Origin of the sequence: Streptomyces sp. NPDC014889, assembly GCF_043081205.1 — a bacterium.
Taxonomy (GTDB): Bacteria; Actinomycetota; Actinomycetes; order Streptomycetales; family Streptomycetaceae; genus Streptomyces.
Genome location: NZ_JBIBWH010000001.1, coordinates 24,331 through 38,974, shown reverse-complemented (window position 1 = coordinate 38,974; position 14,644 = coordinate 24,331). Strand labels below are relative to the sequence as shown.

Genomic DNA, 14,644 nt, shown 5'->3' with positions numbered 1-14,644 from the left:
GGGAGGTTCCATGGCCGACAACGTCACCTCGCTGTTCCGCAGCACCGCGGCGCACAGTCCGTCGATGGCGGCGCTGACGCGGGAGGGCGGCGACGGGGCCGGTCCGGTGGACTTCTGCATTCCGTGCAACCCCTACTTCCCCACGCCGGACATGTTCCAGGACATGGCGGCACGGTTGCGTGAGATCGTCACGTACTACCCGTCCAGCGCCGACACGATCACGGCCGAGCTGTGCGACCTGCTCCAACTGCCGCCGCAGTGCGTGGCGATGGGCAATGGCTCGACCGAGCTGATCACCTGGATCGACCACCTGCTGGTGCGCGAGTCCCTGGCCGTCCCCGTCCCCACCTTCGGCCGCTGGACCGACCAGCCGATGGAGACCGGCAAGCGGGTCGACATGTTCCCGCTCCAGGAGTCCAGCGGGTTCGCCCTGGACCTGGCGCAGTACGCCGAGTTCATCCGGGCGCGGGGGACCAGGGTCGCCGTGGTCTGCAACCCCAACAACCCCGACGGTGGCTTCGTGCCCAAGCACGCCCTGATGCAGTTCATGGACTCCCTGGCCGACCTGGACCTGGTGGTGATCGACGAGTCGTTCCTGGAGTTCGCCGACGCCGAGGCCGAGCCGAGCGTGGTGCAGGAGGCGATGCTGCGCCCGAACGTGGTCGTGCTGCGCAGCCTGGGCAAGAACTTCGGCCTGCACGGCATCCGCTTCGGGTACCTGGTCGCCAATCCGGCGCTGGCGGGCAAGGTGCGCTCGATGCTGCCGAAGTGGAACCTCAACTCCTTCGCCGAGCACGTGGTGTTCATGCTCAAGGAGCACGGCGCGGAGTACCGGCAGAGCCTTCAGCAGGTGCGTCGCGACCGGATGGAGATGGCCGCCCATCTCTCGGCGCTGCCCGGTCTGACGGTCTACCCGTCCCAGGGCAACTTCCTCTTCGTGCGCCTTCCCGTGGGCGCCGAGGGCACCGTGGTCCGGGACCGGCTGCTCACCGAGCACCGGATCCTGGTCCGCGAGTGCGGCAACAAGATCGGCTCCTCCAGCCGCTTCCTGCGGCTCGTGGTGCGCCCCGAGGTGGACGTGCGTCGTCTCGTGTCCGCCTTGGAACAGGTGCTCTACGGCAGCAGGAAGGGAGCCACCGTACCCGAGTTGGGGACAGGGACCAACTACAGCTCGGGGACGGCGGCGGTGGACCGACTGGTCAGCGAGACCAACGGGGGCGGACTGCGGATGCCGCCCGCCGTGGCAGCGGCCGTGGCGGGCCCCGCCCAGGTAATCGCCGCCGCCCCGGCAATGGCGGTCCCGGGAATGGCCGCCCCGGCCGCCGGCAGCGCGATGCCGCTCCCCGCCACGGCGGCCGCGCCCCCCGGCGCGCCCCTGCCGCAGGCCCCGATGCGGCCGCCGGCACCGGCGGCGCAACAGGCTCCGGCCCCGGCACCCGGACCGACCCCGCCGGGCGTCCCCGCCCGCGGCGGCCTCACCGCCGCCCAGGTACGCGGCATGACCGCCCCACCCCCCGCCGCCCCCGACCTCACCCCCGCCCCGGCAGCCGGCTGGCCCAGCCCCCAGAACTGGCCCAACGCCGCAGGCATGAACCAGGCCGGATAGCTGCGGAGCCGGGACGCCCCCGCAACCCCGCCGGGCCCGGACCCACCGGGCGACCCCAACCGCGGCGGCCTCACCACCGACCAAGTCCGCGGCGGCATCCCCCACCCGCCTCACCCCCGCCCCGGCAGCCGGCTGGCCCCGCCCCCAGAACTGGCCCAACGCCGCAGGCACCCGGCTCGCCACGGCAGCCAGCCGGCCCAGCGCCCGGCGCGCGGCAGGCATGAGCCGGGCGGGGTAGCAACGCGGCCGACCGGGGCCGGAGCCGGCCACGGACGCGGACCGGGGCCCGCGTCGAGCGAGCCGGCGCCGCCCCCGGCGGGCTCGTCCCGGCGCCCGCTCCGGTTGCCGGGGCCGGCCGCGGCGGCCTCGCCGCCGGTCGAACGCGCGGCACGATCGCCCCGGTCTGAGCCTGCCCCCCGGCCGCCGGGCGGCCGGACGCGGCGGGCGTGGGACAGGGCGGACTGGGCCCGGGGGCGCCTCCGTCGCAGGGGCTTCGGCGCGGCTGGGGCAGGGGTGTCTTCGCTGCAGGGGAGCCCGTGCGGCGCCACGTGGCCGTGCCGAGTTGCGTGGGTGTGCGTGGGGCCGGTGTGTTCCGTGGAGAATGGCGGGACCCGCGACCCGTAAGATCGCCCCGGAGGCACACCCTTGGCGCTCAGCAGACGTTCATTCAGCGCCCTCGCGGGCACCGCCGCGCTCGGGCTGGCCCTGGGCGGCAGTGGTGGCCCGGGGGCCCCGTCGGCCTTCGCCGCGCGTTCCGTGCCCACGGGCCCGCCGCCGCCCCCGCCGAGCGCCGACGGACGGCGGCACAGCGTCGGTTTCGACTCCTACTCGCTGCTCGTCGACGGCCGGCGGCTGGTGCTGTGGTCGGGCGAGATGCACCCTTTCCGGCTGCCGAGCCCGGCGCTGTGGCGGGACGTGCTCCAGAAGATGCGCGCGTACGGGTTCAACGCCGTCAGCGTCTACGTGGCCTGGAACTACCACTCCCCCGCCCCGGGCCGGTACGACTTCACCGGGGTACGGGATCTGGACCTGTTCCTGCGCACGGCGGCCGAGACCGGCCTCTACGTCATCCTGCGCCCCGGCCCCTACATCAACGCCGAGGTCGACGGCGGCGGCTTCCCCGGCTGGCTGACCTGCACCAAGGGCACCGCGCGGACCGCGGACCCGACGTACCTGAGGCACGTCGACGAGTGGCTGAGCCGCGTCGACGCCATCGCCGCCCGGCACCTGTTCACCCGGGGCGGGGGCACGGTCCTGCTCTACCAGATCGAGAACGAGTACGACACCCACGTGGACGAGCCGACCGGGCGCGCCTACATGTCCCACCTGTACAAGAAGGTGCGCGCCGACGGCATCGACGTCCCCCTCTTCCACAACGACAAGGGCAGGAACGGCCACTGGACCCCCGGCTCGTTCGACACCGGCGGTGAGAAGCGGGGCTGGCTGTACGGGTTCGACGGGTACCCCTCGCCGTCCCAGACCCCGCCCGACTGGGGGCGCTTCGGCGGCGGCGGGAGGACCGGCGGGGCGAGCGCCAGTCCCCGTACACCCGGGTTCATGCCGGAGTCCGGCGGCGGCTGGTTCGATCCGTGGGGCGGTGCCTGGTCCAAGGGCAAGGGGTACGCGGAGTCGCGGCGCACCCGGGACGCGGCGTACGAGCGGCGCTTCTACCTGACCCACCTCGCCAACGGCATCACCGTCCACAACGTGTACATGGCCTTCGGCGGCACCTCCTGGGGCTGGCTGCCCGCGCCGGTCGTCTACACGTCGTACGACTACGGGGCGGCGCTCGACGAGGGCCGCCGGCCCACCGACAAGCTGGTGCCGATGCACCAGATCGGGCACATGCTCCAGCGCGTCCCCGACTTCGCCCGGCTGGACCGCGCGGCCGATGTGAAGGTGCGCGGGCTGAAGACGTACCACCTGAAGAACCCGGACACCGGCGCGCACGTCTACGTCCTGCGCAACGACGGCGCGCAGGAGGTCTCCTCGACGCTGCGCGCGGCCGGCGCCGACCTGCCGGTGACCGTGCCGGCCCGGGACGCCCGGCTGATGGTGACCGGACTGACGCTGGGGCAGGGGAAGGTGCGGTACTCCACCGCGCAGCCGATGCTGTTCCTCACCGCCGGACGGCAGGACGTCGCCGTGTTCTGCGGACGGCAGGGCGAACTGGCGCGCGTGGCGCTGGAGGCCGCTGAGGAGCCGCTCGTCACCCGGCTGAGCCAGCAGGCCGCGTACGCCTACGACCGGGGCCTGCTGCGCCTGACCGTCCCGCTCGGCGCCGGCGGGCTGATCGGGGTCCGGGTGGAGGGCGACGGGAACGGCCGCCCGCTGCTGCTGCTCTTCGCCGACGAGGCGACCTCGATGCGCCTGTGGCCGTACGACACCCCGTCGGGCTCCGTGCTGGTCCACGGCCCCGCGCTGCTGCGCACCGCCACCGTGCGCGGCTCCACGGTGCACCTCACCGGCGACACCGTCGGGGAGACCGGTCTGGAGATGTGGGGGCCGCGCGGCATCGACGGAGTGACGTGGAACGGCCGCGCGGTGCCGGTGTCGGCCACCGGCTCGGAGAGCGTGCGGGCCGGGGCACCGCTGCCGGGCGTGCCCGAGGTGACGCTGCCCGCGCTCGGCGGCTGGCGGATGCGCGCCGAGAACCCCGAGTCCGGGCCGGGCTTCGACGACTCGGCGTGGAAGGCGGCCGACCGGACGTCCTCGTACAGCACGACCCCCGTGCCGAAGGGGCAGCCGGTGCTGTTCGCCGACGACTACGGCTTCCACTACGGGGACGTCTGGTACCGCGGCACGTTCACGGGCGCCGCCGGCATCGAATCGGTCTCCCTCTCCTACAGCGCCGGCACGCAGGGGCTGCTGATGGCCTGGCTGGACGGTGAGCCGCTGGGCACCCACCGGCTGCCGGTGCCCGACAACAGCACGATCCGGCAGGGCACTTGGTCGGGCACGGCGGTGTTCCCCGTGGGCGAGGCGCGGCGCGGGTCCGGCCGGCATGTGCTGTCGGTCCTGGTGCGCCGGATGCAGCACGACCAGGACGGCGCCGCTCGCGACACGCACAAGGCGGCGCGCGGTCTGACGGCGGTCACCTTCAAGGGGGGCGCGCCGAAGGTGCGGTGGCGGATCCAGGGCGAGGCCGCGCCGGACCCGGTGCGCGGGCCCCTGAACAACGGCGGCTTGTACGGGGAGCGCGAGGGCTGGCACCTGCCGGGGTTCGCGGACGGCGGCTGGGAGCCGGTGACGTTTCCGCGCGGGGCGCGGCGGCAGGGCGTGACCTGGTACCGGACCACGTTCCGGCTGGCCGTGGAGCAGGGCGTGGACGCCTCGATCGGGCTCACCCTGGACGACGACCGGTACCGCTCCTACCGGGCGCAGATCTTCCTCAACGGCTGGAACATGGGCCAGTACATCAACGATGTGGGTCCGCAGCACACGTTCGTCCTGCCGAACGGGATCCTGCGCACACGGGGCACCAACACCCTTGCTCTGGCGGTGCTGTCGGAGTTCACCACACTGTCGGGCCCAGGGCAGGTACGGCTGGCACTGCTGGGCGCGGCGGCCGGCGGGGTGCCGGTGACGCCGCTGCCCTCGCCGGGGCGGTGACCGGACGGGGCGGTGACCGGCCCTGGCGGGCGCCCATCGCGCGGAAGGCGGCGGTCGTTTCCGGTCGCACAACGGTCGCCGGATCGCATGACGCGGGCAACTCCGGCCGCGTACGCTCGGACGGCCCCCGTGACGGGGGGCCGGAAGGGGTGTGGCGATGGACTCAGCGGGCGGGCCGGTCCGCCTCGCCCTGGACCCCGCCGTCCTCGCCGGGCAGTCCTCCGTCTCCTTCTGGATCGCGGCCGCCGTGCTCACCGCGGCCCTGATGATCAAACTGCCCACGATCATCCGGCTGTGGCAGGACCCGATGCTGCGCGCGGTCGGCGGGCTGCTGCTGCTCGCCTGCGCGGTGTTCGTGTTCGTGGCGCCCTCGACGATCCACTGGACCAACCGGGTCACGGGCGTGCCGAACATCTCGGCGCCCTGGGTGTATTCGCTGCTCACCGCGTTCTGCGCGGCTTGCCTGGTGCTGATCACCGCCTGGCGGGCCGGGCTGTCCGACCGGTCGGCGGCGACCCGGCGCGCCATCCGCCGGGTGGTGTCGGTCTACTCGGCGGTGATCGTCGCCCTGTGGGTGCTGTTCGCCCTGGCCGACGTGCCCGTGGAGCGGCTGCGGGACCTGGACACGTACTACGCCGGCACCCCGTTCATGCGCGAGGAAGTCCTGCTCTACCTGGGCGCCCACGCCGTCGCCGCCTTCGTCACGTCCCGGGTGATCTGGAACTGGGTCCGCACCGAGGGTCTTGACGTGTGGCTGCGCTGCGGGCTGAAGTCCCTGGGCGTCGGCTACGGCCTGAACCTGATCTTCGACGCCGCCAAACTGACGGCCGTGGCGGCCCGTTGGACCGGGCACGACCTGGACTGGCTGAGCACGGACGTGGCGCCGCCCGTCGCCTGCGTGTCGGCGATCCTGATCGCGGTGGGTTTCATCCTCCCGCACGCCGGCCAGTACCTGCACGACCGCTGGCACGTCCGGCTCGCCCACCGCGAACTGCGGCCCCTGTACCTGCTGATGCGGACCGTCGACGGCGGCGGCCGCCCGGCGTCACTGCCGTGGGGCGGTCCGGACCTCAGGCTGACCCGGCGGGAGACGTTCATCCGCGATGTGCTGCTGGCGCTGGCCCGCCGCATCGACCAGGAACTGCGCCGGCGGGCCTACCAGGCCGCGCTGGACATGGGGTTCGCGCCGGAGGCGGCCAAGCCGCTGGCCGCCGCGGTGGCGGTGCTGGACGCCGTGGAGAGGCGGGAGGACGCGCCGCGGGACGACACCGAAGGCGAGCGCGACACCACGGAGCTGCTGCGGGAGATCGGCGCGGTCTCCCGGGCCCTGCGCGACCCCGACCGTATCGCGGCGGTACGGCTCAGGGCCGCCGCGCCGGCAGGGAGCGTACCCGTCCATGAGTGACACGAGTGATCTGTTCATGAGTCAAGTGAGCGAGGAGAGAAGGACCTTCCGCCACGGCGGGCGGCCCGGGGATGATGAGGGCAGGCCTGGGAGATGCACGGGGGAACATGGTGCGTAGGAAGAGGGAGATGCGGCGGCTCGCCGACGCGCTCATCGACCCGATCCAGGTGCCGGTGCCCGCCGACCCGGAGGTGCTGCTGGCCGCGCTCGTCGACTCCGTCAGCGCCTGGCGGGGCCGCCGGGTCGTGGTCCGGCGGGAGGTGTTCCCGCCGCACACCGCCAGCGGGCTGTGGCTGGAGGGCGAAACCCAGGACGTGGTCGTCGTCGACCAGCGGGCCGCCGTGTGGCACCAGTTAGTGATCTTCTGCCACGAGGTGTGGCACATGAGCCGGCGGCAGGGCGATGCCGCGCCGGCCGCCGGCCCGCCCCGGCCGGTCGCGGCGCGCACCGACTTCAGCCTGGCCGACGAGCAGGAGGCGGACCTGTTCGGCATGTTGATGGGCCGTCGGCTGCGGACCTGGCTGGAGGCGCCGGTGGACCCGCGTGCGGAGGGCCCCGAGCACGGCCAGGACCTCGCGGGGCGGATCGGGGCGGCGCTCAACTACCGGGGGCACCGCGGAAGATGAGCGGCCTGGTCAACTACGTCAGCTGCGGTGTGCTGTGGCTGGGTCTGGCGGTGAAGGCGCCCGATCTGGCCCGCCACCGGAGCGATCCCTATCTGCGCGCGATCTGCGCGGTGCTGGGCCTGGGCGGCTTCTGCTTCCTGCTCGGGGCCCCGCCGACGGTCGGCGCGGTCAACCGGCTCAGCGGTGTGCCGAACCTCGCCGCGCCGCTGACGTACGCGACGATCACCGCCTACAGCGCGGCCTCCCAGGTCCTCGTCGTCCACTGGCGGGGCGGCGCGCGCGTGCACCGGGTGGCCCGGCGCTGGATCGTGGCCTACACGCTGGTGCTCGTCGGCATCGCCGCCATGTTCGCGCTCGGCGAGGCGCCGGTGGAGCGGCGCACCGACCTGGACACCTACTACGCGACGACGCCGTTCCTCGCCGAGATGATCGTGCTGTACCTGGTCGGGCATCTCTGCGCCGTCAGCGTCACCGCGGTGTCCGCGCTGCGCTGGGCGCGCGACGTGGCCGGCTGGCTGCGGGCGGGGCTGGTGGTCCTGGGGGTGGGGTCGCTGTGCGGCGCCGGGTACAGCGTGACCAAGCTCGTCGCCGTGGTCGCCCGCTGGTGCGGGCGGGACTGGTCGGGGCTGAGCACGAACGTCTCGCCGGCCGCCGCCGGACTGGGCGCGCTGCTGACGTCGGTGGGCATCCTGGTGCCGCTGGCCGGCCCCCGCCTCACCGAGTGGCGGCGGTCCCGGCTGGCGTACGCGCGGCTGGAACCGCTGGAGCGCGAGCTGGACGACCTGCTCACCCGCCGCTGCCTGCGGCTGCCGCGGCCCCGCTGGGCCACGCCCACCACACGGCTGATGTGGCGTCAGACCAGCATCCACAACGCGCTCAGCTATCTGGACGCGTCCTTCGACCGGTCCCTGTACGAGCGGACCCACGAGGCGGTGCTGGGGGCGACCGGTGACTCCGAGCGCGCCGAGGCCGCCGCGTGGGCGGCGGTCATCGCCGCCGCCGTGCGCGAGCCCGGCGGCCCGACGCCCGCCGAGGCGGGCCGCCTGACCGTCCGGGTACCGGGCCCGGCCGCCCTGATCCGCGTCGCGGACGCCCTGACCTCCCCGCCCGCCGTGACCACGCCCCGCATCCCCACGGGCCCGACCCCCACGAGCACCCCATGACCGCCGTCCGGGCGGCGCGACGACCGCCGCAGGAACTCCTCTTTCCAGCCGCGCCCGTGACGGCAAGGCTCTCGACGGCCCGCGGAACAACAGCACCGCCGCGCAGCCGGCAGGGGACGGCCCCGCGCCCGGGCCGTGCGTACCCGGCCGTCGCATCCGGGGCGGTCGACCGTGCGGCAGTCGCCTGCGGGACCGACGCGCGCCGCGCGACAACTCGGCGTCCCGGCCCGCGCGGGACCACCACGCGCGCGGCCGCCGCCCGCCGGACCGGTCCGCGTGCGGCCGGCCCGCACCCCGCGCTCGCGAGACGTGGGCGGAGGTGGCCGGGGTGAGTCTTGTCGTCTATCTGGCGGCCGGGATCTTCGGACTGTCCGCCACCGTGTTGCTGCGCCGGCCGCGTACCGCGGTGCGGAATCCGCTGACCGTGTCCACCTGCGCGGCGATCGTGCTCGGCTCGCTGGTGTTCGTCTGTTCGGCGCCGTTGACGCTGGCCACCGTCAACGAGCTCACCGGCATCCCCAACTTCGGTGCGCCGCTGACCTACGGGATGCTCTCCGCGTACAGCTGCTCGCTGCTCATCCTGCTGATCAACTGGCGGGGCGGCCCGCGTGAGCGGGTGCGGCGCACGGTGCTGCGCAGCATCGCCGTCTACGCCCCGCTGATCGTCGCCATCGTCGTGCTGTTCGCGCTCGGCGACCCCCGCACCGAGCGGCTCACCGACCTGGACACCTACTACGCCAACACGCCGTACCTGCGCGAGATGATCCTGCTCTACCTGCTCGGGCACAGCGCGGCGACCCTGGCGGCGTGCGCGCTGTGCGTCAAGTGGAGCCGCGAGGTCACCGGGCTGCTGCGGGCGGGGCTGCGGCTGATCCTGGCCGGCTCGGCGCTGGACGTGGTGGGCTTCCAGCTGACCAAGTACACGGCGGTCGCGGCCCGTTGGACGGGACACGACCTGGACGTGCTGTCCACGAAGGTCGCCCCGCCGATGGCCGCTCTCGCCGCGCTGCTGTGCTCGGCGGGCTTCGTGCTGCCCAGGCTGCTCCCGGCGGCCCTCGCCCAGGCGCGCGCCCTGCGCGACCACCGGCGGCTGGGCCCGCTGTGGTCGCGGGTGCGGTTCGGGTCCACCGCGCCCAAGCCGCCGAGCCCGTGGTGGCAGTTGCCGCTGGCCCGCCTGCAGTGGCGCGAGGTCTCCATCCACGACGCGCTGCTGGGCCTCGCCCCGTACTTCGACGACGCGGTCCGCGAACGTGCGCTGGCCGCCGCCCGGCGCGCGGGCCGCGGCGCTCACGAGGCGCGGATCGCGGCGGAGGCGGCGATGCTCGCCGACGCCGCGCGCCGCGCCGCCGCCCGCGAGGAGCCACTCACGGCGCCGAGCGGCTACCGCCTCCACGCCACGGAGGTGTCCGGAACCAGCGGTCTCGTGGAACTGGCGCAGGCGCTGGTCCGTACACCCTCCGAAACCGCCGTACGAGCAGGAACGGTGAGGACCACCCATGGCTGAGGCCATGACCGACTCCGAGGAGCCCCATGCCCCGTAGAGCTGTCGTCATCGGTGCCGGACTGGCCGGCATGCTGGCCGCGGCGGTGCTGTCCGACGTCGTGGACGAGGTGGTCGTACTGGACCGCGACGACCTGCCCGAGGGGCCGGAACACCGCAGAGGACTGCCGCAGGGGCGCCACGCCCATCTGCTCATGGCCGGCGGCCTGGCCGCCATGGAGGAGCTGATGCCGGGCGGGAGCATCCGGCAGCGGCTGCTGGCCGCGGGCGCCCGTGAGATACCGCTGGGCCACGGCCTGGTGGCCCTGACCCCCGAGGGCTGGCTGCGGCGCTGGCGACACGACGGGCCGCGGATGCTGAGCTGCACCCGCGCCCTGCTGGACTTCACGGTCCGCTCCACTGTCCTCGCCCACACCGGGACGGTGATCCGCAAGGCGCAGGCAGTCGGTCTGGCGGGCGACGCGCGGCGCGTGCGCGGTGTCCGCGTCGCCGCTTCCGGGACGGAGGAGGTGCTGGCCGCGGACTTCGTGGTCGACGCCAGCGGGCGCGGGACACGGGTGGTGACCTGGCTCGGCGAGCTCGGGATCTTCGGGGTGGGGGAGCGCGGCGTGGACGCCGGGCTCGTCAACGCCACCCGCGTGTACCGCACGCCCGCGGGGGCCGAGCAGTTCCCGCTGACGATGGTGCAGGCCGACCCGTACGCGGGCCGACCCGGCCGCAGCGGCATGGTGCTGCCGATCGAGGGCGACCGCTGGATGGTCAGCCTCGCCGGCACGCGCGGCGGTGAACCCCCGTCGGATCCGGAGGGGTTCCTGCGCTACGCCCTCGCCCTGCCGTCCCCACTGGTCGGCAGGCTCGTCTCCGGCGCCGAGCCCCTCACCGACGTGTACATCAGCCGCAGCACCAGCAATGCGCGCCGCTATCTGGAGAAACTGCCGCGGTGGCCGGAGGGCTTCGTGGCACTGGGCGACGCGGTGGCCACCTACAACCCGGGCTACGGGCAGGGCATGTCGGTGGCCGCGCTCGGTGTCCGGCTGCTGCGCGACGAACTGCGCCGCACCGGCCCGGACGCGCCGGGACTCGCCCGCCGGGTGCAGCGCGGCGCCGCCCGCCCGGTCGACGCGGCCTGGGCGGCCGCGGTCGGGCAGGACGTCTGGTACCCGGACAGCCGCGGCGCCCGGCCCGGCGCCGCCGACCGCCTGGTCACCGCCTACAGCCGCCGGCTGACGCGGGCGGCCACCGGCTCCTACCGTGCCGCGGCCGCCCTCTGGGAGGTGACCAGCCTGCGCAGCGGCCCGGAGCGCCTCCTCCGCCCGGACACCCTCCTCGACGTCCTGAACGGCCCGCTCCTGCCGCCGCTGGCGGGCCCGCCGCTGACTCCGGCCGAACGCAAGATCCTGGAGGGGCTGGACCGGACGAACTCCTGACCCGGCGCCACCGACGAGCCCCGGGCCGGGAGGGTGCCGGCCCCTGAAGTCAGCCCGCGAAGGCGGGCTGGGGCAGGCCCCGCCCCGCGTCGGGGACGACGAGGAGTGAGCCCGCCAGGGGGTGGGCGGCGGCCAGGCCCGTGCGGGCCGTGGTGACGTAGAGGTCGGTCAGGCCGGGGCCGGCGAAGGCGCAGGCCGTGGGGCGGGAGGTGGGGAGCGCGAGCACGCGGTCCAGAGTGCCGGCGGGGGTGTAGCGGCGGATCGCGGCGCCGTCCCACAGGGCCACCCAGACACAGCCGTCGGCATCGACCGTGAGGCCGTCAGGGAAGCCGGCGCCCTCCTCGACCTGGGCCAACGGTCGCCTGCCCGTGATCCGCCGGCCGTCGAAGTCGAAGACGTCGACACGGCGGGTCGGCGAGTCGACGTAGTACATCAGGCGGCCGTCGGGGCTCCAGGCGGTGCCGTTGCTCACCGTCACGGCGGGCAGCACCACCTCGGCCGTGCCGTCGCCGGTGAGGCGGGACAGGGTGCCGCCTCCCGGGGCCTCGTCGTAGCGCATGGTGCCGGCCCACAGGGAGCCGTCGGGTGCCACGGCGGCGTCGTTTCCACGCCGGCCGGGAGCCGGGTCGTGGTGCAGCCAGCGGAAGGCGTCGTCGGGGTCCACCAGACCCACACCGTCCCGGAGGTTGAGCACGAGCCCGCCGCCCGCGCGGGGTTTCGCCGCGCCCACGTGCTGCTCGGTCGTACGGACCGTGCACCGGCCCGACGAGGGGTCGTAGGCGTGCACCCGGGACGAGAGGATGTCGACCCAGAGCAACCGCCCGGCCGCCGCGTCCCAGGTCGGGCCCTCGCCCAGCTCCGCCCGCGCGGGGACGGCGACCTCGTAGCCCGTCATGCCCCGCCCCGGTGGCCGAGCCGCTCGGACAGCCCGGCAGCGCCCTGCGCGACGAGCAGCTCCAGCTCCGCCCGCCGCTCCTCGCTCCAGCGGATCATGGGCACCGAGATGGACAGGGCCGCGACCACCCGCCCCGTACGGTCGCGCACCGGCGCGGCCACACAGCTCACGTCCGGGTTGGACTCGCGGCTCTCCACCGCCACGCCCCGCCGCCGGACCTCGCCCAGGGCCTCGCGCAGCGTGGCCGGGTCGGTGATGCTGTTCGGCGTCATCGCGACCAGTTCGGCGTCGTCCGGGATGCGCGCGCCGAGCTCCTCCTCGGGCAGGGAGGCGAGCAGCATCTTGCCGACCGACGTGCAGTGCGCCGGGAGGCGGCGGCCGGCCGCGGAGACCATGCGCACCGCGTGCGTGGAGTCCACCTTGGCGATGTAGATGACGTCGGTGTCCTCCAGGATCGCCACGTGCACGGTCTCGTCGCAGGTCTCCGCGACCGAGCGGGCGACCGACTGGCCCTCGGCGGCGAGATCCAGCTGCTCCGCGTAGCGGCTGCCGAGCTGGTACGGGCGTACGCCCAGCCGGTAGCGTCCGGGCTGCCCGGTCACGGGGACGATGTACTGGCGGGCTGCGAGCGTGGTGACCAGCTCGTGCACCGTGGTGCGCGGCAGTCCCAGCCTGCGCACGATGTCGGGGGCGGAGAGCGTCCCGTCCCCGTCGAGGAAGAGCTCGAGTATGTCCAGAGCCCGGGTCACGGCAGGTACGAGGCGTCCCACGACCGGCCCCCTCCCTTGATTTGCGCCTGTGTGATCTGAGCCTGTTCGAAATCTCAAAAGGCGGTCGGCATGACGAACACAGGCTAGTCAGAGCGGAATGCGCGGGCAATGGGGGAAGGGCCGCGCGAGGTCGGGTTCGGGCGACGATGGACCGCATGACCACGCCCTCCGGAAAACGCCCCGCCGGCCCGTTCACCCCGCTGGACCTCCAGCTGGTGCTGCTGCGCCGCATGGCCGACCACAACCCGGACCTGGTGGAGGACGCCCTCCGTAGGCTGGGCGCCTCCCGCGCGCGGATGCGCGAGGCCAACAAGCGCTGGCAGGCGATGGCCCGCTCGCCCCGGGCCCGCTCGGCGGCGTCGCGCTACCGCTCGATCCTGGGCGAGGCCGAGTCGACGACCGCCCGCCGTATCGGCGATCTGGACTGCGAGGCGCGCAGGTGGCCCGTCCCGCTCTGGCCCGACCTGCGCCTGGAGGTACTGGTCGCCCCGGGCGGCCGGGTCTGGAACGAGTGGCTGGTACGCGCCGACGGGGCCGAGGGGCCCGACCTGCGGACCGTGGCCGATCTGACCCCCTGGTCCTGCACGGTCGACGAGGCCGCCCGCGCCTTCGCCCCGGCCCGCCCCCTGGAGGGCACCGCCCCGACCCGCTGGGGCCTGGCCTTCCGGGCCCCGGACGGCCAGGGCGTTCCCCGGGAGGTCGTGGCCGAGTTCACCTGGGGCCTGCTGCAACGCACGCGCGTGAGCGCGTAGCGGCTCAGCCCGCGGCGGCCAGGATCGCCCGCGTCACCGCCGCCACCGACTCCGGGTGCAGCCACAGGAACAGGTTCGGCTCCACCAACTCCAGCTCCATGAGCCGGGGTTCGCCGTCCTCGCCGTCCACCAGGTCGACCCGGGCGAAGAGCAGCTCGGGAGCGCCGGGCACGGCGGCCAACGCGCGTTCGGCGACCGCGAGTTCGGCCGGGGTCGGGGTCCAGGGCGCGATGCCCGGGTGGGCCGCCTTGCGCTCGTCGTAGGCGACGCCGGGGGCGAGGACGGCGCCCTTGCGGCCGGCGTGCAGCAGCCGTCCGCCGAAGAACTGGAGCGCCCGCTCCCCGCCCGCGTCGATGCGCCGCATGTACGGCTGCACCATGGCCGTGAGCCCTTCGGCGTGCATCCGCGCGAGCTGCCGTACGGCCGTGTCACGCTCGCCGGGCGCGTACCGGGCGGCGAACCGCGCGCCGGCCCCGGACGCCGGCTTGATCACGTACTCGTGGCCGTCGGGCAGGTCGGCCGGGTCCCCGGGTGCCAGGTACCGGGTCGGCACGACGGGCACGCCGGCCGCCCCGAGCTGCCCGAGGTACCGCTTGTCGACGTTCCACCGCACGACGTCGACGGGATTGGCCAGCCGCGTGGCCTTGGCGCACCGCTCGGCCCACTCCGTGAACTCCGCCACCCGCCAGCTGTAGTCCCAGGTCGACCGGATCACGGCGAGATCGAACCCGCCCCAGTCGGTCCCGGGGTCGTCCCACGCCACGGCCCGGGCCTCGGCCCCGGCCTCCGCCAGCGCCTCCACCAGGACCGGAAGGTCCCGGTCGTCGCTGATACCGGGCGCGGGCCGGCAGGTGACGAGCGCGATGCGGGGCACGGAGGGCCTCCAT

General features: G+C 74.5%; 11 protein-coding genes. 8 read left to right on the top strand and 3 right to left on the bottom strand.

Going from position 1 to position 14,644, the window contains the following annotated elements; all coding sequences use genetic code 11:
* Window positions 1-10 precede the first annotated feature (10 nt).
* The 7 genes from ACF09J_RS00160 (at window position 11) to ACF09J_RS00130 (ending at window position 11,340) form a co-directional block, all read left to right on the top strand.
* Window positions 11-1,606, top strand: a complete 1,596-nt coding sequence (locus tag ACF09J_RS00160; protein WP_392303105.1) for a pyridoxal phosphate-dependent aminotransferase — start codon at window positions 11-13, stop codon at window positions 1,604-1,606.
* 645 nt (window positions 1,607-2,251) lie between these two features.
* Entirely contained in the window at window positions 2,252-5,218 is a 2,967-nt protein-coding gene (locus ACF09J_RS00155; RefSeq protein WP_392303104.1) for a beta-galactosidase, read from the top strand.
* A gap of 157 nt (window positions 5,219-5,375) precedes the next feature.
* Entirely contained in the window at window positions 5,376-6,623 is a 1,248-nt protein-coding gene (locus ACF09J_RS00150) for an MAB_1171c family putative transporter (protein WP_392303103.1), read from the top strand.
* Window positions 6,624-6,733: 110 nt separating this feature from the next.
* Window positions 6,734-7,249, top strand: coding sequence for a toxin (locus ACF09J_RS00145; protein WP_392303619.1), 516 nt, complete (start codon window positions 6,734-6,736; stop codon window positions 7,247-7,249).
* Window positions 7,246-8,412 carry an MAB_1171c family putative transporter gene (locus ACF09J_RS00140; protein ID WP_392303102.1) on the top strand — a complete coding sequence of 389 codons (1,167 nt, stop codon included), beginning with the start codon at window positions 7,246-7,248 and terminating at the stop codon, window positions 8,410-8,412. The genes ACF09J_RS00145 and ACF09J_RS00140 overlap by 4 nt, the downstream gene beginning before the upstream one ends.
* A gap of 328 nt (window positions 8,413-8,740) precedes the next feature.
* Window positions 8,741-9,916, top strand: a complete 1,176-nt coding sequence (locus ACF09J_RS00135) for an MAB_1171c family putative transporter (RefSeq protein ID WP_392303101.1) — start codon at window positions 8,741-8,743, stop codon at window positions 9,914-9,916.
* A gap of 26 nt (window positions 9,917-9,942) precedes the next feature.
* Window positions 9,943-11,340, top strand: a complete 1,398-nt coding sequence (locus ACF09J_RS00130) for an FAD-dependent monooxygenase (RefSeq protein ID WP_392303100.1) — start codon at window positions 9,943-9,945, stop codon at window positions 11,338-11,340.
* 49 nt (window positions 11,341-11,389) lie between these two features.
* On the opposite strand, the gene ACF09J_RS00125 is transcribed toward ACF09J_RS00130, so the two are convergent.
* Together ACF09J_RS00125 and ACF09J_RS00120 are read right to left on the bottom strand one after the other, a co-directional pair.
* Entirely contained in the window at window positions 11,390-12,235 is an 846-nt protein-coding gene (locus ACF09J_RS00125) for an SMP-30/gluconolactonase/LRE family protein (RefSeq protein ID WP_392303099.1), read from the bottom strand.
* Window positions 12,232-13,005: an IclR family transcriptional regulator gene (locus ACF09J_RS00120; RefSeq protein WP_392303098.1), complete on the bottom strand. Its 774-nt coding sequence runs from the start codon at window positions 13,003-13,005 to the stop codon at window positions 12,232-12,234. The genes ACF09J_RS00125 and ACF09J_RS00120 overlap by 4 nt, the downstream gene beginning before the upstream one ends.
* 155 nt (window positions 13,006-13,160) lie before the next feature.
* Here ACF09J_RS00120 and ACF09J_RS00115 point away from each other — a divergent pair, with 155 nt between their 5' ends.
* Window positions 13,161-13,757 carry a hypothetical protein gene (locus ACF09J_RS00115; RefSeq protein WP_392303097.1) on the top strand — a complete coding sequence of 199 codons (597 nt, stop codon included), beginning with the start codon at window positions 13,161-13,163 and terminating at the stop codon, window positions 13,755-13,757.
* A gap of 4 nt (window positions 13,758-13,761) precedes the next feature.
* On the opposite strand, the gene ACF09J_RS00110 is transcribed toward ACF09J_RS00115, so the two are convergent.
* The gene (locus ACF09J_RS00110; protein ID WP_392303096.1) at window positions 13,762-14,631 is read right to left on the bottom strand and encodes a RimK family alpha-L-glutamate ligase; all 870 of its coding nucleotides are present in this window, start codon (window positions 14,629-14,631) and stop codon (window positions 13,762-13,764) included.
* Window positions 14,632-14,644 lie beyond the last annotated feature (13 nt).

Coding starts and splice junctions, on each gene's coding strand:
- ACF09J_RS00160 (WP_392303105.1), top strand. CDS start 11: ATGGCCGACAACGTCACCTCGCTGTTCCGCAGCACCGCGGCGCACAGT.
- ACF09J_RS00150 (WP_392303103.1), top strand. CDS start 5,376: ATGGACTCAGCGGGCGGGCCGGTCCGCCTCGCCCTGGACCCCGCCGTC.
- ACF09J_RS00140 (WP_392303102.1), top strand. CDS start 7,246: ATGAGCGGCCTGGTCAACTACGTCAGCTGCGGTGTGCTGTGGCTGGGT.
- ACF09J_RS00130 (WP_392303100.1), top strand. CDS start 9,943: ATGCCCCGTAGAGCTGTCGTCATCGGTGCCGGACTGGCCGGCATGCTG.
- ACF09J_RS00125 (WP_392303099.1), bottom strand. CDS start 12,235: ATGACGGGCTACGAGGTCGCCGTCCCCGCGCGGGCGGAGCTGGGCGAG.
- ACF09J_RS00115 (WP_392303097.1), top strand. CDS start 13,161: ATGACCACGCCCTCCGGAAAACGCCCCGCCGGCCCGTTCACCCCGCTG.